The 16,854-nt window shown below is 71.1% G+C and carries 16 protein-coding genes; 7 read left to right on the forward strand and 9 right to left on the reverse strand.

The window, feature by feature from the left end; all coding sequences use genetic code 11:
* Positions 1 to 4 precede the first annotated feature (4 nt).
* Positions 5 to 1,045 (forward strand): Gfo/Idh/MocA family protein, encoded by a 1,041-nt coding sequence (locus tag ACIA73_RS19040; protein WP_399439717.1) that lies wholly within the window; start codon positions 5 to 7, stop codon positions 1,043 to 1,045.
* A 76-nt stretch (positions 1,046 to 1,121) separates the two neighbouring features.
* Here the strand turns inward: ACIA73_RS19040 and ACIA73_RS19045 are convergent, their stop codons facing one another.
* The 3 genes from ACIA73_RS19045 to ACIA73_RS19055 all read right to left on the reverse strand — a co-directional run bounded on the left by ACIA73_RS19045 (position 1,122) and on the right by ACIA73_RS19055 (position 4,331).
* Positions 1,122 to 1,805: a DedA family protein gene (locus ACIA73_RS19045; protein ID WP_399439718.1), complete on the reverse strand. Its 684-nt coding sequence runs from the start codon at positions 1,803 to 1,805 to the stop codon at positions 1,122 to 1,124.
* A 102-nt stretch (positions 1,806 to 1,907) separates the two neighbouring features.
* A complete protein-coding gene (locus tag ACIA73_RS19050) occupies positions 1,908 to 3,608 on the reverse strand; it encodes a carboxylesterase/lipase family protein (RefSeq protein WP_399439719.1) in 1,701 nt (566 codons plus the stop codon).
* A gap of 285 nt (positions 3,609 to 3,893) precedes the next feature.
* Positions 3,894 to 4,331, reverse strand: a complete 438-nt coding sequence (locus ACIA73_RS19055) for a DUF4442 domain-containing protein (RefSeq protein WP_399439804.1) — start codon at positions 4,329 to 4,331, stop codon at positions 3,894 to 3,896.
* 142 nt (positions 4,332 to 4,473) lie between these two features.
* Between ACIA73_RS19055 and ACIA73_RS19060 the strand changes: the two genes are divergently transcribed.
* Both ACIA73_RS19060 and ACIA73_RS19065 read left to right on the forward strand, forming a co-directional pair.
* Positions 4,474 to 5,598, forward strand: a complete 1,125-nt coding sequence (locus ACIA73_RS19060; RefSeq protein WP_399439720.1) for a hypothetical protein — start codon at positions 4,474 to 4,476, stop codon at positions 5,596 to 5,598.
* Between the two features lie 129 nt (positions 5,599 to 5,727).
* The gene (locus tag ACIA73_RS19065) at positions 5,728 to 7,104 is read left to right on the forward strand and encodes an MFS transporter (protein ID WP_399439721.1); all 1,377 of its coding nucleotides are present in this window, start codon (positions 5,728 to 5,730) and stop codon (positions 7,102 to 7,104) included.
* Here ACIA73_RS19065 and ACIA73_RS19070 read toward each other — a convergent pair.
* The 4 genes from ACIA73_RS19070 to ACIA73_RS19085 form a co-directional block, all read right to left on the reverse strand.
* Positions 7,066 to 7,914, reverse strand: a complete 849-nt coding sequence (locus tag ACIA73_RS19070) for a spermidine synthase (RefSeq protein ID WP_399439722.1) — start codon at positions 7,912 to 7,914, stop codon at positions 7,066 to 7,068. The genes ACIA73_RS19065 and ACIA73_RS19070 overlap by 39 nt on opposite strands.
* A 207-nt stretch (positions 7,915 to 8,121) precedes the next feature.
* Complete coding sequence (gene tuf, locus ACIA73_RS19075; protein ID WP_399439723.1) at positions 8,122 to 9,303, reverse strand: elongation factor Tu; 1,182 nt, start codon at positions 9,301 to 9,303, stop codon at positions 8,122 to 8,124.
* A 123-nt stretch (positions 9,304 to 9,426) separates the two neighbouring features.
* On the reverse strand, positions 9,427 to 9,579 hold the full coding sequence (locus tag ACIA73_RS19080) for a hypothetical protein (protein WP_399439724.1): 153 nt from the start codon (positions 9,577 to 9,579) through the stop codon (positions 9,427 to 9,429).
* Between the two features lie 109 nt (positions 9,580 to 9,688).
* Positions 9,689 to 10,468, reverse strand: a complete 780-nt coding sequence (locus tag ACIA73_RS19085; RefSeq protein WP_399439725.1) for a DNA alkylation repair protein — start codon at positions 10,466 to 10,468, stop codon at positions 9,689 to 9,691.
* 49 nt (positions 10,469 to 10,517) lie between these two features.
* Between ACIA73_RS19085 and ACIA73_RS19090 the strand changes: the two genes are divergently transcribed.
* The gene (locus ACIA73_RS19090; protein ID WP_399439727.1) at positions 10,518 to 11,345 is read left to right on the forward strand and encodes a TVP38/TMEM64 family protein; all 828 of its coding nucleotides are present in this window, start codon (positions 10,518 to 10,520) and stop codon (positions 11,343 to 11,345) included.
* A 277-nt stretch (positions 11,346 to 11,622) separates the two neighbouring features.
* Positions 11,623 to 12,498 carry an undecaprenyl-diphosphate phosphatase gene (locus ACIA73_RS19095; RefSeq protein ID WP_399439728.1) on the forward strand — a complete coding sequence of 292 codons (876 nt, stop codon included), beginning with the start codon at positions 11,623 to 11,625 and terminating at the stop codon, positions 12,496 to 12,498.
* 41 nt (positions 12,499 to 12,539) lie between these two features.
* Here ACIA73_RS19095 and ACIA73_RS19100 read toward each other — a convergent pair whose 3' ends face one another.
* A complete protein-coding gene (locus ACIA73_RS19100) occupies positions 12,540 to 13,502 on the reverse strand; it encodes a S8 family serine peptidase (RefSeq protein ID WP_399439729.1) in 963 nt (320 codons plus the stop codon).
* Positions 13,503 to 13,687: 185 nt separating this feature from the next.
* Between ACIA73_RS19100 and ACIA73_RS19105 the strand changes: the two genes are divergently transcribed.
* The gene (locus tag ACIA73_RS19105; RefSeq protein ID WP_399439730.1) at positions 13,688 to 14,185 is read left to right on the forward strand and encodes a nuclear transport factor 2 family protein; all 498 of its coding nucleotides are present in this window, start codon (positions 13,688 to 13,690) and stop codon (positions 14,183 to 14,185) included.
* Between the two features lie 184 nt (positions 14,186 to 14,369).
* Positions 14,370 to 16,049 (forward strand): apolipoprotein N-acyltransferase, encoded by a 1,680-nt coding sequence (gene lnt, locus ACIA73_RS19110; protein WP_399439731.1) that lies wholly within the window; start codon positions 14,370 to 14,372, stop codon positions 16,047 to 16,049.
* Here the strand turns inward: lnt and ACIA73_RS19115 are convergent.
* The gene (locus tag ACIA73_RS19115) at positions 15,934 to 16,839 is read right to left on the reverse strand and encodes a Gfo/Idh/MocA family protein (RefSeq protein ID WP_399439732.1); all 906 of its coding nucleotides are present in this window, start codon (positions 16,837 to 16,839) and stop codon (positions 15,934 to 15,936) included. The two genes, lnt and ACIA73_RS19115, sit on opposite strands and share 116 nt — an antisense overlap.
* Positions 16,840 to 16,854: the final 15 nt, after the last annotated feature.

A 16,854-nucleotide genomic window follows, 5' to 3' on the forward strand; every position in this document is an offset into this window, starting at 1 on the left:
AGTCATGCCCTCAGCAGTGCCCCCCACAGGTGCCGTACGGCTCGGACTCGTCGGTGCGGGCGGCGCTGCCCGTCTGCACGCCGAGGCTGCCCTCGGCCTGCCCGGGGAGGCCCGGGTGAGTGCCGTCCATGACCTCGCCGACGACCGCGCCCGCTCCCTGGCCGACCTCACCGGCGCCAAGGTGACCCGTGGCTTCACGCAGATGCTGGACGAGGGCCTGGTCGACGCTCTGGTGGTGTGCACCCCGCATGCCCTGCACGCCGAGCCGGCGCTGGCGGCAGCCCGCGCGGGCGTCCCGGTACTGCTCGAAAAGCCGATGGCGACCACCCTCAGCGACTGCGACGAGGTCTCAACAGCCTTTGCCGAGGCGGGTGTTGCGCTCTTTCTCGGACATATTCAGCACTATCTGCCGCTCACTGCCGCCGCCCACCGGGCGGTCCGCGAAGGGCTGATAGGTGCCCCGGTGTCGGTCGTCGACCGCCGGGCCACCGACTACCGGCCCGGCCACCGCCCGGCCTGGTTCTTCGACCCCGCGCTCGCGGGCGGCGGCGCCGTGATGAACATCGGCGCTCACTGCATCGACCGCGTCACCTGGATCACGGACGCCCGCCCGCTGTACGTGGACGCCCGGATCGTTGGCCGGGGCGGCACCGTGGAGACCGAGGGCCTGCTGCACCTGGCGCTGGCGGGTGGCATCCGGGCCACGGTCTCCGTGACGGCCGGGGCGCTCTCCGACCTCGACGAGTTCGAGATCACCGGTGAGCTGGGCACCTTGAGAGCCTCCAAGGCCGAGGGGCTGTGGCTGGCGGACGGCTCGGGCACACCGCGCGAGCTGCGTGCGCCCAGCGACACCAACGACGACGTCGCCCTCGCCTTCAGCGAGCAGCTGCGCGACTTCACCGCGGCGGTACGGGGTGAACGGCCGCCCGCGGTCACCGCCCGCACCGGCCGGGACGTGGTCGCCACGGTGCTCGCGGCGTACGCGTCGGCGGCCGGCGGCACCGTACAGAAGGTCTCCGAGCCTGAGGCCCCTGCGGCGGGTTGAGGAAACCCTCACGGCGACGCCCCCGGTACCGTTCAGGCGCCGGGGGCGTGCACAAGCTCCGTAGAGCTGCCGGAAGTCAGTCGACGGCGACCGGCACGGGATCCTGCCGCTCGGCGTCCGCCTTCTCCGCTTCGGACTTCTCCGCCTCCGCCTTCTCCGCAGCCTTCTTCGCCCGGTTCTTCAGCACCAGCATCGACGCCAGACCGAAGAGCACCGCGGCGACCAGCCCCAGCCAGGAGAAGCGCTTCAGCCATGCCTCCGCGACCACGCCCACCGAGTAGATGACGGCCGTGGTGCCGCCCGCCCAGACGATGCCGCCCAGGACGTTGGCGATCAGGAACTTCCAGTAGGGCATGCGCAGCACACCCGCGAGCGGTCCCGCGAAAATCCGCAGCAGGGCGACGAAACGGCCGAAGAAGACCGCCCACATGCCCCACTTCTGGAACGACCGCTCCGCCATGGCGATCTGGGCCTCCCCGAAGTGTCTGGGGAATCTGTTGCCCATCCAGGCGAGCAGCGGCCGCCCGCCCTTGCGCCCGATGGCGTACCCGATCGAGTCACCGATGATCGCGCCCGCCGTGGCGCACGCACCCAGGATGTACGGGTCGATCTCGCCGTGCTGCGAGGCCAGCAGTGCCGAACTGACGAGGACGATCTCACCGGGCAGGGGAATGCCGAGACTCTCCACACCGATGACCACCCCCACCAGGATGTAGATGCTGACCGCGGGCACGGTCTCCAGCCATTCCTGGACGTGCAAAGCCTGTTCCTCCGTCGTGCGTGGATCTTCCGCTGTCTGGCCCACAGGCAGACTGCCCGGCCCGCGCCGTGTGGCGCACGCCGGGCAGCCTACCCCCGCCGGTCACGCCGTGGCGGCGGCGTCCCAGAGGTCGCACAGGTGGTCGGAACCGACTTTTGAGTCAAAGGTGTTGCCACCGGCCGAATCGGTCTTCAGTGAGAGGACGGTGCCGGGGGTGCGGTTCTGCGTCGGCATGTCCGGCTGCCCGGCGGCTTCGGGTCTGCCGTCGCGGATGAAGGAGCCCCAGTACTCAACCATCTGCCGCGACAGCTTGCGCTGTGCGGCGTTGAGCGGAGTGTCCAGACCGAAGTGCTTGAAGAGGTACTGCACCTCGTTGACGTGCGTCGCGCCGAAGTCGAACGGGACCGGCTGGTTGCGCATCGAGGCGAACGGCGGGGAGGTGCGGTCCGCGAACTCGTAGGTGTGGACGGTGGTGTGGGTGGCGGCGGCCCGGTTCAGCCGCAGCGCGCTGCACGCGAACAGCTGGTCGCCGATGGCGGTGCCGAGCGCGATCGTCGGCGACCGGTGGGCGCTCGCCGGATAGCGGGCGGCCACCTTCTCGCCGAGTGCCGGCCCGAAGTACGCCCTGACGGCGGCCGGGTAGGCCTCGGTGGTCAGCGGCCTGCCTCTGCCCTCGAACGCGCTGAAGGCGAACAGTCTGCCCTCGTCCTTGTTCGCGCCGTTGAGCACCGGCACCCGCGCGGCTTTCCCCTCCTTGAAGGCCGCGAAGGGCTGCACGGGCAGGAACGAGCCGCCGACCACCGGACTCCAGGAGAACCCGTTCTGTGCCTCCAGGATCTCCTTGGAGCTCTTGCCACGGAGACAGGCGAGCGCCGTCCCCGCGTCCTTGCAGCCGAGCTTGGCTGCGAACGCCGTGCCCTGCTCGGCTGCGGTCTTCTTCGGCCTGGCCGCGCAGTCGTTGTACGCGCCGCTCTGGATGATCCCGGCGCGGAACAGTCCGCGTGCGGTGGGCGAGGCCAGCTGCGTACAGACCGAGAGGCCGCCGGCCGACTCGCCCGCGAGGGTCACCCTGGCGGCGTCACCGCCGAAGTGACGGGCGTTGGCACGCACCCAGCGCAACGCCTGCTGCTGGTCCTGGAGACCGAAGTTGCCGGAGGTGCGGTCCTTGGCCTCGGCGTCGAGACCGGGGGTGGCGAGGAATCCCAGCGCGCCCAGGCGGTAGTTGACCGAGACGACGACCGTGCCGGTGGAGTTGGCGAACTCGTCGGGGACGATGTCCTGGCCCGCGCCGGCCGTCAGCCCGCCACCGTGGAACCAGACCATGACGGGAAGCTTGCCGTTCCTCGGCATGCCGTTCTTCCGCACGCCGTTCTTCTGCACGCCGTTCTTCTGCACGCCGTTCTTCGACCCGGCCGGCTGCTTCCTCGGTACGTACACATTGAGCGCGAGGCAGTCCTCGGTGTAACTGGGCTCCTCGTAGCCGGGGTCCCAGCTCTTCGTCTGGACGCACTTGTCTGCGAAGCGCGTCGCGTCACGCACGCCCCGCCAGGCGGGCGCGGGCCGGGGCGCCTTCCAGCGCAGCTCCCCCACCGGCCGCGCGGCGTAGGGCACACCGAGGAACTGCTGACCCTCGCGGGTGCTCTCGCCCCTGATCAGACCGGATTCGGTCCGTACGACCGGCCCCCGGTCACCCAGCGGCGCCGCCTGCGCGGACAGCGGTACGAGGGCGGTGGCGGCCCCCAGTGCGAGGGCGGCGAGTGCCGGCAGGGTCCGGTGTGCGCGTGGCCCGGGTGTATCGATCATGGCCGCTGCCTCTTCGTTGAGGAGATGGGGCGTATACACGTGCCAACTGTGGTGCGGAGTGCAGCCCTTGAAGGCGGGGCACGCCGTGGTTCGCGACTGGTCCGTGAAAGTTAGGGCCGGTCAACGTGACAGTCAATAAGTTGAACGGGAAACCTATGTATGACCCATGCGGTGGACCGGCGAAGGGGCGGCGCCCCACCTCCGCCGAGGTGGAGCACCGCCCCTTCTCAAGAACCGCACCGTTCCCGCAAGAACCGCGCGGCGCCTACCAGAACCGCACTGTTCCTACTTGTTGGGACGCAAGGTCCACACCACCGTCATCTCGCCCGTTACGGCGCCGTCCTCACGCGTGATCGCGATCTCGACGGGGAACTCCGGGCGCTCGCCCGCGTCCAGCTCCGCCACCACATCGGCGATGGGGCGGCCCAGCGTCGCGGTCGCGGTGACCACTCCCATGGCGAGCTTCTTGTAGCCGATCTCGGCCTTGACGGCCAGCGGCACGGCGCGCGTCAACTGATCACCGAACGCAGCGATCACAATCGCGCCGCTCGCCGACTCGGCCAGCGTGAACATGGCTCCGGCGTGCGGTCCGCCGACGTGGTTGTGGTAGTCGCTGTGGTCCGGCAGGCGGACGACGGCCCGCTCCGGAGTGGTCTCCAGGAACTCCAGGCCCAACGTGCGGGCCATCGGCACCGTGGCGGCGAGCATCTCGCCGACGGACATCTGATCTGCGCTCATGGGCAGCGATGTTACCCACGAGTAGGAGTTGTTGGCCATCCCCCGGACGTCAGGGCTGTGTCACAGGAGCCGGACCGGTGGGGGCGGCGGTAGCCCCGATGCCCCCTCCCCTCTATGGTTACTCGCCATGTGGCCAGGACAGCAGCCGCCCGGGGGCGAGCAGAACCCGCAGCACAACAATCCGTACCCGCAGCCCGGGTACCCGAGCACCCCACCGCCCGGCCAGCAGCCGGCCGGTGGTCAGTCGACGCCACCGCCGGGTCCGCCGGCCGGTGGTTACCAGCAGCCCACTCCCGCACCGGGGTACGGCTACCCGGCCGCCGGTTCGGTTCCGACACCGCCGCCCAACCCGTACCAGGACCAGTACACGACTCCGGCTCCGCCCGGACCCGTCGGTCCCGGCGGCCCGAACAACCCGCAGGACGAGCGCAAGAAGAACCTGATCACCGCGGTGGTGGCAGGTGCCGTGGTGCTCGCCGCACTCGTGGGCACCACCGTCTTCGTCCTCAAGGACGACAAGGGCGGTGACCCGCAGCCGGTGGCGAACGGCAAGAACGCCTCGCAGTCGCCGGCCGCTCCGAAGCAGCAGCCGTCTGCTCCGGCCTCAGACCCGGCGGGCTCCGTCACCGGCGACACCGGCAACCCGCGCGGTGGCGCCGAGGCCAAGCCGACCGTTCCGGGCTGGAAGGTCGTCACCAACGCCAAGCACGGCACCGTCTTCGAGGTGCCGCCGGAGTGGAAGGTCGAGTCCGCCGGGCTGATCGTCGGCTTCGAGGACGAGAAGAACCCGACCGGCAAGCCCGTGGTCGGCATGTCCGCTCCCGCCTCCCTCAAGGACAAGTGGTGCGAGGACGACGACGACCACGACGGGAAGATGGAGTCCACGGGCCTGTCCCGGGTCGGCACCAAGGGCGCCAACGGCGCCAAGAGCACCAATGAGGTCGCCGAGATCCAGTCGGGCAACTGGGTCTTCGCCGGGTACGACCAGAAGCGGACCGGAAAGATCACCGTGGGGAAGCCCAAGCCCTTCACCACCACCTCCGGCCTGGTCGGCAGCATTTCGTCGGCGACCGCGACCGGTGTGAAGAAGCCCAACAAGTGCGACACCGACGGCAAGTCCACCGCCTTCGGCTTCAAGAACGCCAAGGGCGACTACGCGGCCTGGGTGCTCTACAGCGCCAAGGGCGTCGAGGACGAGGTCCCGGACGCGACCATCATGAAGATCCTCGGCACGCTGCGTCTGGCGGGCTGACCCCGGCAGGCACTTGCACGCCTGTCTCGGGGCACACACCGGTGACAGGACACACGTCGGCCACAGGACGCACAACGGAAACACCCGTTCGGTTTGGCATCCCGGGGCGGTGGGAGCGATAGTCCCTCAGTGACTTCTCCCGCCGCCCCGCCGTCGTCCCCCGCGCGCCGCCGCCCGCCCTGGGCCGGCCGCAACTACTCGCTGCTCACCGCGGCGGCGGTGGTCACCAATCTCGGTTCCAACGGCGCGCTCATCGCCGCCTCCTTCGCGGTGCTCGCGGCCGGCGGCACCGCGGGAGACGTCGGTCTGGTCGCGGCGGCCAGGACCGTACCGCTGATCCTGTTCCTGCTGATCGGCGGCGCGGTCGCGGACCGGTTGCCGCGACACCATGTGATGGTCGCGGCCAATGTCCTCAGCTGCGTCTCCCAGGGGCTGTTCGCCGTTCTCGTCCTCACCGGCACACCTCAGCTGTGGCAGATGATGCTGCTGGCCGGGCTGGGCGGGGTGGGGCAGGCGTTCTTCGGTCCGGCGGCCGAGGGAATGCTGCTGTCGACGGTCACCGGGGAGCAGGCGGGGCGCGCCTTCGCGGTGTTCCGGATGTCGATGAACGGGGCCGCGATCGGCGGAGCCGCGCTGGGCGGTGCGATGGTCGCCGCCGTCGGGCCGGGCTGGGTACTGGCGATCGACGCGGCCGCGTTCGCGGTGGCGGGGGCGATGCGGTCGTTCCTCGACGTGAGCCACATACCGGAGCGGGTCAGGAGCAGCGGGCTGGTCGCGGATCTCCGGGCGGGCTGGCAGGAGTTCTCCTCGCGGCCCTGGCTGTGGGGCATCGTGGTGCAGTTCTCGGTGATCAACGCGGTGGTCGCGGCGGCCGAGGCGGTGTACGGGCCGCTGGTCGCCCGGGAGCACCTGGGCGGCGCGGCGCCCTGGGGCCTGGCGCTGGCCGGGTTCGGAGCGGGGACGGTGTGCGGTGCGGTGCTGATGATGCGCTGGAAGCCGCGGCGGCTGCTGTTCTCCGGGCTGCTCTGTGTCTTCCCGCTCGCGATGCCGTCGGCCGCGCTGGCGATTCCACTGCCCGCCTGGGCGCTGATCGCGGTGATGTTCGCGACCGGGATCTCGATCGAGGTGTTCGGGGTCTCCTGGATGACGGCACTGCATCAGGAGATCCCGGAGGACAAGTTCTCCCGGGTCTCCGCGTACGACTGGCTGGGGTCGCTGGCCATGGTGCCGATCGCCACGTCCCTGGCGGGCCCGGCTGAGGACGCCTTCGGGCGTTCCGAGGCGCTGTGGGGTTCCGCCGGGCTGATCGTGCTGCTGACGGCTCTGGTGCTGTTGCTTCCGGATGTACGGAATCTTCGGCGGCGAACCCCCGGACCGGTGACCGCGGCCGCCCCGGAGCTCTCCCCCGAGCCGACGCTCACGCCTCTTCCCGCCCCGTCCCCTTCCGCCACGCCCTCCCCAGCCGCCTCACCCGACGCTGAAGGCCCCGTCGGGCGGCACGGGTGAGGGCACCGCGTCGGCGTCGGCCACCGGCGGGGCGCCCTTGACGAAGCGGACCAGCGCCGCCCCGTGCTCGACCCGTGCGGGGAAGGCGTCGGAGGCGGTGCGGCGGGCCAGGGCGGCGGTGTCCAGGGGGTGCTGCGAGGCGACCAGCACCGCGTTGCCGAACCGTCGGCCGCGCAGCACCCCGGGTTCCGCGATCAGCGCGAGTTCCGCGAACTCGCCCCGGAAGGTGGCGAGTTGCGAGCGGAGGAAGTCGAAGGGCGTACCGTCGGCGAGGTTGGCCGCGTAGATCCCGCCCGGCCTCAGCACCCGGGCGGCGGCGCGGACGTAACCGATCGAGGTGAAGGCGGCGGGCACCCGTGAGCCGCCGAAGACATCCGCGATGAGTACGTCGGCGGAGTCGTCCGGCGCCGCCTCCAGCCAGGCCCGCCCGTCCGCCCCGTGCACCGTGATCCCCCTGCCGCCGTCCGGTAGCGGGAGGTGCTCGGTGACCAGGGTGAGCAGCCCCCGGTCCGCCTCGATCACGTCCTGGCGCGAACCGGGGCGGGTCGCGGCGACGTAGCGGGGCAGCGAGAGGCCGCCGCCGCCGAGGTGGGTGACGTCGAGGGGTTCGCCCGGTGCGGCGGCGCTGTCGACGACATGGGCGAGCCGGCGCGCGTACTCGAATTCGAGATACGTCGGCTCGTCGAGGTCGACGTACGACTGGGGTGCACCGTCGACCGTCAGCAGCCAGGCACGGTCGCGGTCGACGTCGGGCATCAGCCGGGCGGTGCCGCCGTCGACTTCCCGGACGACCGGGATCGGATCCTTCATCCGGTCATTGTCCCCCGGCTCGCGTCGTACGTCCTCGGCCGTGCGGGACCTCCGCACGGCTGGATCCGGGCACGGCGTGTTCGGGGTCGCTCGCCGGGGCAGCCCCGGCGAGCGGCACGCCGGGCACGCGGCACCTGAGCGCCCGCGGGGGAACGCCGTCCCGCCGCATCGAGCGGCGGGACGGCCCTCGCCCCAACTGCCTTTCCCCTACAGCACTTCGGTGACCGTGCCGGCCCCCACCGTGCGTCCGCCCTCGCGGATCGCGAAGCCGAGACCCGGCTCCAGCGGGGTGTCCCGGCCGAGCTCCACGGTCATGGTGACCGTGTCGCCGGGCCGGGCGGCGCCACCGGCCTCGGTGAGGTCGATGTCACCGACGACGTCTCCGGTGCGCAGGTAGAACTGCGGCCGGTAGCCGGACACCACGGCGGTACTGCGCCCGCCCTCGCGCGCCGACAGGACGTACACCTGCGCCCGGAAACGGCGTCCCGGCGTCACGCTCCCCGGCGCCGCGACCACGTGTCCGCGTCGTACCGCGTCCCGTGGCATGCCGCGCAGCAGCAGCGCCACGTTGTCCCCGGCCTCCGCGGACTCCATCGGCTTCCCGAAGGTCTCCAGGCCGGTGACGGTGGTCGGCTGCGGACCGCCGTCGGCCCCCAGCACTTCCACCCGGTCGCCGACCCGCACGGTGCCGCGCTCGATCGCCCCGGTGACGACGGTGCCCCGGCCGGTGATGGTCAGGACGTTCTCCACCGGCAGCAGGAACGGCGCGTCCACATACCGCTCGGGCATCGGCACATAGGTGTCGACGGCGTCGAGCAGCGCCTCGACGGCGGCGACCCAGCGCGGGTCGCCCTCCAGGGCCCCCAGGCCGGAGACGCGGACCACGGGGGCCGCGTCGCCGCCGTAGCCGTTGGCGGAGAGCAGGTCGCGGACCTCCAGCTCGACCAGGTCGGTGAGCTCGTCGTCGCCCGCGTCGGCCTTGTTGAGGGCGACGACGATGTGGTCGACGCCGACCTGGCGGGCCAGCAGGACGTGCTCGGCGGTCTGCGGCATGATGCCGTCGAGCGCCGAGACGACGAGGATCGCGCCGTCGAGCTGGGCGGCGCCGGTGACCATGTTCTTGACGTAGTCGGCGTGACCCGGCATGTCGACATGGGCGTAGTGGCGGGTGTCGGTCTCGTACTCGACGTGACTGATGTTGATGGTGATGCCGCGCGCGGCCTCCTCCGGCGCCCGGTCGATCCGGTCGAACGGAACGAACGTGCCGGTGCCACGCTCGGCGAGGACCTTGGTGATGGCGGCGGTGAGGGTGGTCTTGCCGTGGTCGACGTGACCCATGGTGCCGATGTTGAGGTGCGGCTTGGTGCGGACGAATGCCGTTTTGGACATGACGAATCGGTTCCTGTTTCTACGAAGCTGTGTGTCCACGGATGCGCGTACGGATGCGTGGTGGGACCCCGGGGCCGGCCGACCCTCCCCTTTCGGGGTCCGTCGGACGCGATCCGAGGAGGGTCAGCTTCGGGCGCCGTCGAGGGGCGCTGCGGCAGGTGCGACTGCGGGAGGCAGGACTGCGAAGGATTCGAGGACTGCGAGGAGTTCGGTGACGGCAGCCTTCGGCGCGGCCGCGACTGCGGGCCGTGCTGCGAGGAAGGCGTACCGGAACATGTGCTTGATCCTGCCCTGAGGCACGGTCCCGGTCGAACGATTTATTCGGGCCCGGGCGCTGACCGGGACGGCCCCGCGGACCTTGTACGGAGCGGAGGCTGACCTCCGGTCAGAGGTTCTTCAGCGCCTCGCGCGCGGAGAGCGGCGACAGCACGTCCCGGTACTGCCCGACGAAGTCGCGTACCGCCGCCGGATCGGTCTTGGCGTACTCGCGCAGGCACCAGCCAATGGCCTTGCGGACGAAGAAGTCGGGGTGGCCCGCCTGGCGCAGGCAGTAGGCGAAGAGACGGGTGGTGTCGGTGGTGTCCTTGTGGCCCAGCTGGTGCAGGAGGGCGGTGCGGGCCACCCACATGTCCGGATCCTCGATCCAACGGTCCATGACGGACCTCAGCTTCGGATCGGCGCTCACCAGAGGGCCGACGACACGGGCGGCGAGGAGATCGACGGTGTCCCACCAGGAGTTGGTGACGACCAGTGTGCGGATCACGGGCAGGAAGCCGGCGGAGAGGCTTTTCGCATGGCGGCGCAGGTAGTCGACGGCGAAGTACCGGTACTCGCGCTCCTCCAGCGCCCAGCAACGGAGCGCGATCGCCGTGCAGTCCCGCTCGTCGGGGCGCGGTGTGCCTTCCAGCACAGTGCGCGAGAGGGCGCGGCGCTCGGGGGTGGGGATGCCGAGGAAGGGAGAAATGTCCTTCATGTACGCCCTGACCTTGGCAGCCCTGGCCGGATCGGCACCCTTGGGGTACACCGTGGGGGAAATGTCCTTCATGTACGCCCTGACCTTGGCAGCCCTGGCCGGATCGGCACCCTTGGGGTACACCGTGGTGAGCCGGTCCAGGACGGTGTCGGCCAGTGCGCTGTCCGGAACGGACCCGGTGGATCGGCTCATGAGGTGCACATTACGGCGATCACACACACATGTCGGCTACTCTCCCCGGATGCTCGACCCAGTCACCAGGACCACCGCTTCACGCGAAGACACGGACGCCCCGTGCGACGACCGTCGCACCGCAGGGCGCGGCGCGCGCTGCGCGAGAGTGCTGCTGTCGCCCTGGTCGCGGCTGGCGCTGCTGGTGGTCGTACTGGCGTCCGCGGCGACCGCCGTGGTGCTGTACGAGCCGCAGAAGATGCTGGCCGACGGCTGGCCGCCGCAGCTGGGCGGTGCGACGGCGGCGGTGCTTTTCGGGGTGGGGTACGGACTGTGCACGGTGGCCTTTGTCCCCCGGCCGATCCTCAATCTGGCGGCGGGCGCCCTCTTCGGTACGGCGCTGGGCCTCACCACCTCCATCGGCGGGACGGTGCTCGGCGCCGGAATCTCCTTCGCGCTCGGCCGGCTGCTCGGCCAGGACGCGCTGCGGCCGATGCTGCGCGGGCGGATCCTGCTGACCGCCGACGGGGTCATGAGCAGGCACGGATTCCGGTCGATGCTGGCGATCCGGCTGTTCCCCGGGGTGCCGTTCGCCGCCGCCAACTACTGCGCGTCGGTCTCGCGGATGCGGTATCTGTCGTTCCTGGCGGCCACCGGGCTGGGCTCGATCCCGAACACCCTGGCCTACGTCATCGCGGGCAGCGAGGCCTCGTCGCCGATGTCTCCGGCCTTCCTGATCTCGATGGGGTTCATCGTGGTGTCCAGCGTGGCCGGGGCAGTGGTGGCCTGGCGCAAGCGGCACTCGATCGGGCGCCCCAAGGCGCAGCAGGAGGCCGAGGGCACCGACGTGGCGCAAGGCCCGCGTCGTATCCCTGCGCTGTCTCTCTCGAAGCGCTGAGGACTGCCCCTCTCGAAGCGCTGAAGCAAAAGGGGCCGCAGCGGTGAGGCGGGTGGCCCCCGGGGCACGGAAGCGGGGTCGCACGCAGCATGGAATCGGGCCGCCCGGCTGAGCACGGCCGGGTGAACAGCCGGTCCCGACACGGGGTCACGCCGTCCGCCCGTTGATCACCCTCCGGCCATCTTCCGCGGGTACGCTGCGCACCACTCACCCCACCCTCCGCACGGTGCACGGCTGTCGCCAGGACGCACCCAGATCAGGGACGGCGCCCTCCTTCATGAACTGGTTCGAATCCATCATCCTCGGGCTGGTGCAGGGACTCACCGAGTTCCTGCCGATCTCCTCCAGCGCCCATCTGCGGCTGACCGCGGCCTTCGCGGGCTGGCAGGACCCGGGAGCCGCGTTCACCGCGATCACCCAGATCGGCACCGAGGCGGCAGTGCTGATCTACTTCCGCAAGGACATCGGGAAGATCCTCTCCGCCTGGTTCCGCTCGCTGCGCGACAAGTCGATGCGCGCGGACCACGACGCCCAGATGGGCTGGCTGGTGATCGTCGGCTCGATCCCCATCGGTGTGCTCGGCGTGACGCTCAAGGACCAGATCGAGGGCCCGTTCCGGGATCTGCGGCTGATCGCGACCACGCTGATCGTGATGGGCATCGTGCTCGGAGTCGCCGACCGGCTGGCCGCGCGGGCCGAGCAGGACTCCGGCCGTCACACGGCGGGCAACCACCGCAAGACCCTCAAGGACCTGGGCATCAAGGACGGTCTGATCTACGGCTTCTGCCAGGCGCTGGCCCTGATCCCCGGAGTCTCCCGCTCCGGCGCGACCATCAGCGGCGGCCTGCTGATGGGCTACACGCGTGAGTCGGCGGCCCGCTACTCCTTCCTGCTCGCCATCCCGGCCGTACTGGCCTCGGGGCTGTACGAGCTGAAGGACGCCGGCGAGGGCCATGTCGCCTGGGGGCAGACGGCCCTCGCGACGCTGATCGCCTTCGGGGTCGGCTATGCGGTGATCGCCTGGTTCATGCGGTACATCACCACCCGCAGCTTCCTGCCGTTCGTCTACTACCGGATCGCGCTGGGCATCCTGCTGTTCGTGCTGGTCGGCACGGACGTCCTGAGCCCGCACGCGGGCGAGTCGGCGGGTTAGACGTACGGAGCCCGGGTCGCCACCCCACGGGCTCTCGGGGGCTACTTCTTCGAGGCGACCGCGGCGGCCGCGTCCACGACGCCGAGGCCGAGCTTCGGCAGCTTGTCCGGGTTGCTGGCCGTGCTGCGGATGGCCGTCATGATCTGGTCAGGGGTGCGGTCCTGCTGGTGCAGCAGGGCGGCCACCGCCGAGACATAGGGGGCGGCCATCGAGGTGCCGTCCAGTGCCCCGTAGCCGCTGGTGTTGCTCTTGGTCTCCGGCGTCGTGTACGTCGGCAGGGTCGACAGGATCTTGACTCCGGGCGCCGTCACCGCCTGTTCGGCGCCGAAGTTGGAGAAGGCGGCCGGCTTGTTCGCCGGGCCGCTCGCGCCGACCACCAGGACCGGAGTCAGCGGCTTGTACGGCTGGAGGGCGGTGCCGTCGTTCCCGGCAGCCGCGACGACGACCGCGCCCTTGGCGTGGGCGGCGGTGATGGCCGCGTTGAGGACGCCGCCCTTGAGCAGACGGGCCATCAGGCCGGACTCGCCGAGGGACAGATTGATGACGTGGGCGCCATGGTTGGCCGCCCAGATGATGCCCTTGGTGATGTTGGCGTCGGTACCGCTGCCGTCCGCGCCGAGCACCCGTACCGGCATGATCTTCGCGCCGGGAGCGCCGCCGGCGATGCCGATGCCGTTGTCGGTCGCGGCGGCGGCGATGCCGGAGACATGGGTGCCGTGGCCGTTCTGGTCGGTCGGGTCGTCGTCGTTGTCGACGAAGTCGTGGCCGTCGACCAAGCGGTCCTTGAGGTCGGGGTGCTTGAGGTCGGCGCCGGTGTCGACGACGGCGATGACCGTCTTGTCGCCGTCGGCCGTCTTCCAGGCGTCCGGCAGCTTGAGCGAGTCGAGCGCGTACTGCTGGTCGCGCATCGGGTCGGGCTTCTTGTCGTCGCTGCCGCAGCCGGTGGCCAGGACCGCCGTGGCCACGACGGTGGTGGCCAGCAGAACGGATGTCGTACGCCGCATACCCATGTGAGCACCTTCGGGAGTGACTGAACGGTGACCGAGAACAGCTGCCGCAAATAACGTCCGATTGATTACGGAATGTGCACTTCGGTCGATCGTAGGAGCGCCGCACGCAGGCCGCACTGCGAGCACCTCGTGCCCCACGGGCCCTTGGCGGCACGCTTCCCCTGCCCGAGACTGTGCCGATGACCCAGCGTGTGGAGCTCGCGACCGTAATCGACCGGCTGGCCATCGACGCGGTGATCACCGGTTACGCCGTGGCCGTCGACGATGCCGACTGGTCGGCGTACAAGGCCCTGTTCACCCCCTCCGGCCGGGCCGACTACCGCTCGGCGGGCGGCATCGAGGGGCCCGCGGTGGAGGTGGCCGGGTGGCTGGAGGAGATGCTCGGGCTCTTTCCCGTACGCCAGCACCTGATAGTGAACCGGCGCCTCCATCTGGAGGAACTCGACGGATATACGGGGGACAGTGCCGAGGTCCAGGCGGACTACTGGAATCCGATGCGGCTGGACCGGGCGGCCGGTACGAAGGGGTCCACGGCGCCGAACTTCGTCACCGGTGGTCGCTACACCTTCAGCCTGCGGCGCTGCGACGACGGCTCCTGGCTGGTGGACCGGGTCACCGTCCACGAGAAGTGGCGGCAGTCGGACGTCGGCGCCGCGTCGCAGGCAGGCACGGGCTGACGGCACGCGACTCCCTCGCCGCAATCGGCTCCATCGGCTCCCGCGTCTCCCTCGTCTCCCCTGTCCACCGGCGCCGGCTGACGCCTCCCGTCCTCCCCGCACCCGGGCACCGCTGACGCCCACTGTCCCCGGCCGCCCGCCTCCCTCACACTGGAGGCAACACTCCGGTGGTGAGGAGGCGCGGATGCCGAAGTACGGGGTGTCCGGCGGGCCCGGGGGCGGTGGCGCCGCCCTGTCGTGGCGGCGGCGGCTCGCCACTTCCCCGTGGCGGCGCGGGCCCGGCTCTCCCTGGTGGCGTGGGTTCGCGGCGGTCCTGGCCGGGGCGCTGCCCGCGCTGGCCTTTCCCGCCCCCGGTCTGTGGTGGTTCGCTTACGTCGCCCTGGTGCCCTGGATGCTGCTGGCCCGCTCCGCGCCGACCGGACGGCGGGCGGCGCTGGACGGGTGGCTCGGTGGAATGGGCTTCGTGGTGGCGGTGCACCACTGGCTGATGCCGAGCCTGCATGTGTTCATCGTGGCACTGGCGGCGCTGGTGGGTCTGCTGTGGCTGCCGTGGGGGTGGCTGGTGCGGCTGATGCTGGGCGGCCGGCCGGCCGTGTCGCGGGCGCTGGCCGCCGTGGCGGTGCTGCCCTCGGGGTGGCTGATGGTCGAACTCGCCCGGTCCTGGGAAGGGTTGGGCGGCCCATGGGGGCTGCTGGGGTCCTCGCAGTGGGATGTCACGGCCGCGCTGCGGCTGGCCTCGCTCGGCGGGGTGTGGCTGGTGACGCTACTGGTCGTGACCGTGAACACCGTGCTCGTGGTCCTGCTGACGCTGCCGTACGCCCGTACCGCGGCCGCCTTCGCCCTGCTCGCCACCGCCGTGCTGGCCGGGGCCGGCTGGCTCTGGGCCCCACGCCCGGCACCGCAGCACACCGCCCGCATCGCCGTCGTACAGCCCGGGATCTTCGACGGCATCGGCTCCACCGAGCAGCGGCTGGCCCGCGGCGAGGAGCTGACCCGCGCCCTGGCCGGGCAACCGGTCGACCTGGTGGTGTGGGGCGAGAGCAGCGTCGGCGAGGACCTGACGGCCCGCCCGGACGTGGCCCGGCGGATCGCCGCACTGTCCCGGCTCGTCGGTGCGGACATCCTGGTCAATGTGGACGCCCGGCGCTCCGACCGGCCCGGAATCTTCAAGTCCTCGGTGCTGGTGGGGCCGCAGGGGCCGACCGGGGCGCGCTACGACAAGATGCGGCTGGTCCCGTTCGGCGAGTACGTCCCGGCGCGCGCCCTGCTCGGCTGGGCGACCTCGGTCGGCAAGGCGGCGGGCGAGGACCGGATGCGGGGCACCGAGACGGTGGTGATGCCCTTGCCGAACGGGCTGCGGCTCGGCCCGCTGGTCTGCTTCGAGTCCGCGTTCCCCGACATGAGCCGCCGTCTGGTGCGCGACGGCGCCCAGCTGCTGATAGCCCAGTCGGCGACCTCCACCTTCCAGGACAGCTGGGCGCCCGGGCAGCACGCCTCGCTGGCCGCGCTGCGGGCCGCCGAGAACGGCCGGCCCATGGTGCACGCCACCCTCACCGGGGTGAGCACCGTGTACGGACCCGACGGCGCCCGGCTCGGCGAACCGCTGGGCACCGAGCGGAGTGCCGCCGCCGTCTACGACGTACCCCTGGCGACCGGCCGGACCCCGTACACCCGGTTCGGGGACTGGGCCCTCTGTGCGGCGATGGCCGTGCTCGCGCTGCTGCTGGCGTCGGAGGGCCTACGGAGCCTCAGGAAGCCTGCTCCCGAACCGTCCGTACCACCCGCTCGCACAGTTCATGAGTCGCCAGAGCGTCCCGCGCGCTCAGCTGCTTCCCCGCCCGTACGGCGTCCAGGAAGCCGGTGACGGCCTGCTCGATGCCGCGCTGGCGGGCCACCGGGACCCAGTCGCCGCGACGGCGGACGCTCGGCTGGCCCTTGTGGTCGATGACCTCGGCCAGGTTGACCACCTGACGCTTGGTGTCCTGGCCCGCGACTTCGAGGATCTCCTCGGTGGAGCCGCTCATCCGGTTCATGGTACCGATGGCGGTGAAACCGTCGCCGGAGAGCTGGAGCACGACGTGGTGCAGCAGCCCGTCGACCGTGCGGGAGCGGACGTCGACGTGGTCGATCTCGCCGGGGGCCAGGAAGCGCAGGGTGTCCACGACGTGGATGAAGTCGTCGAGGACGAAAGTGCGGGCGTCCTCGGGCAGGCCGACCCGGTTCTTCTGCATCAGGATCAGCTCGCGCGGGTGCTCGGCGCACTGTGCGTAGCCGGGTGCCAGGCGGCGGTTGAAACCGACGGCGAGGCTGACCCCGCGCTGCTCGGCGAGCTCCACCAGCCGTACGGAGTCGGCCAGTTCGTAGGCGAGCGGCTTGTCGACGTACGTCGGGACGTCCGCCTCCAGGAGGCGGGTGACGATTTCGGGGTGGGCGATCGTCGACGCGTGCACGAAGGCGGCGTCCAGTCCCTGGGCGAGCAGCGCGTCGAGGGTGGTGTGGGCCCGCTCGGCCGGCACCCGGTGGGCCTCGGCGACCCGGGCGAGGGTGGCGGGGGTCCGGGTCTGGAGGTGCAGCTCCGTCTCCGCCAGGGTGGCGAAGACCGGCAGGTAGGCCTTCTGCGCGATGTCGCCGAGCCCGATGACGCCGATCTTCACGGGTGTCTCCCTCTG

Origin of the sequence: Streptomyces sp. NPDC051561 (assembly GCF_044454195.1) — a bacterium.
In the GTDB taxonomy this organism is placed as follows: Bacteria; Actinomycetota; Actinomycetes; order Streptomycetales; family Streptomycetaceae; genus Streptomyces.

Bases quoted from the DNA above. Each gene is read 5' to 3' on its own strand.
- ACIA73_RS19040 (WP_399439717.1), top strand. From the start codon at position 5: ATGCCCTCAGCAGTGCCCCCCACAGGTGCCGTACGGCTCGGACTCGTC.
- ACIA73_RS19050 (WP_399439719.1), bottom strand. From the start codon at position 3,608: ATGATCGATACACCCGGGCCACGCGCACACCGGACCCTGCCGGCACTC.
- ACIA73_RS19055 (WP_399439804.1), bottom strand. From the start codon at position 4,331: ATGTCCGTCGGCGAGATGCTCGCCGCCACGGTGCCGATGGCCCGCACG.
- ACIA73_RS19060 (WP_399439720.1), top strand. From the start codon at position 4,474: ATGTGGCCAGGACAGCAGCCGCCCGGGGGCGAGCAGAACCCGCAGCAC.
- ACIA73_RS19070 (WP_399439722.1), bottom strand. From the start codon at position 7,914: ATGAAGGATCCGATCCCGGTCGTCCGGGAAGTCGACGGCGGCACCGCC.
- tuf (WP_399439723.1), bottom strand. From the start codon at position 9,303: ATGTCCAAAACGGCATTCGTCCGCACCAAGCCGCACCTCAACATCGGC.
- ACIA73_RS19080 (WP_399439724.1), bottom strand. From the start codon at position 9,579: ATGTTCCGGTACGCCTTCCTCGCAGCACGGCCCGCAGTCGCGGCCGCG.
- ACIA73_RS19085 (WP_399439725.1), bottom strand. From the start codon at position 10,468: ATGAGCCGATCCACCGGGTCCGTTCCGGACAGCGCACTGGCCGACACC.
- ACIA73_RS19090 (WP_399439727.1), top strand. From the start codon at position 10,518: ATGCTCGACCCAGTCACCAGGACCACCGCTTCACGCGAAGACACGGAC.
- ACIA73_RS19095 (WP_399439728.1), top strand. From the start codon at position 11,623: ATGAACTGGTTCGAATCCATCATCCTCGGGCTGGTGCAGGGACTCACC.
- ACIA73_RS19100 (WP_399439729.1), bottom strand. From the start codon at position 13,502: ATGCGGCGTACGACATCCGTTCTGCTGGCCACCACCGTCGTGGCCACG.
- ACIA73_RS19105 (WP_399439730.1), top strand. From the start codon at position 13,688: ATGACCCAGCGTGTGGAGCTCGCGACCGTAATCGACCGGCTGGCCATC.
- lnt (WP_399439731.1), top strand. From the start codon at position 14,370: ATGCCGAAGTACGGGGTGTCCGGCGGGCCCGGGGGCGGTGGCGCCGCC.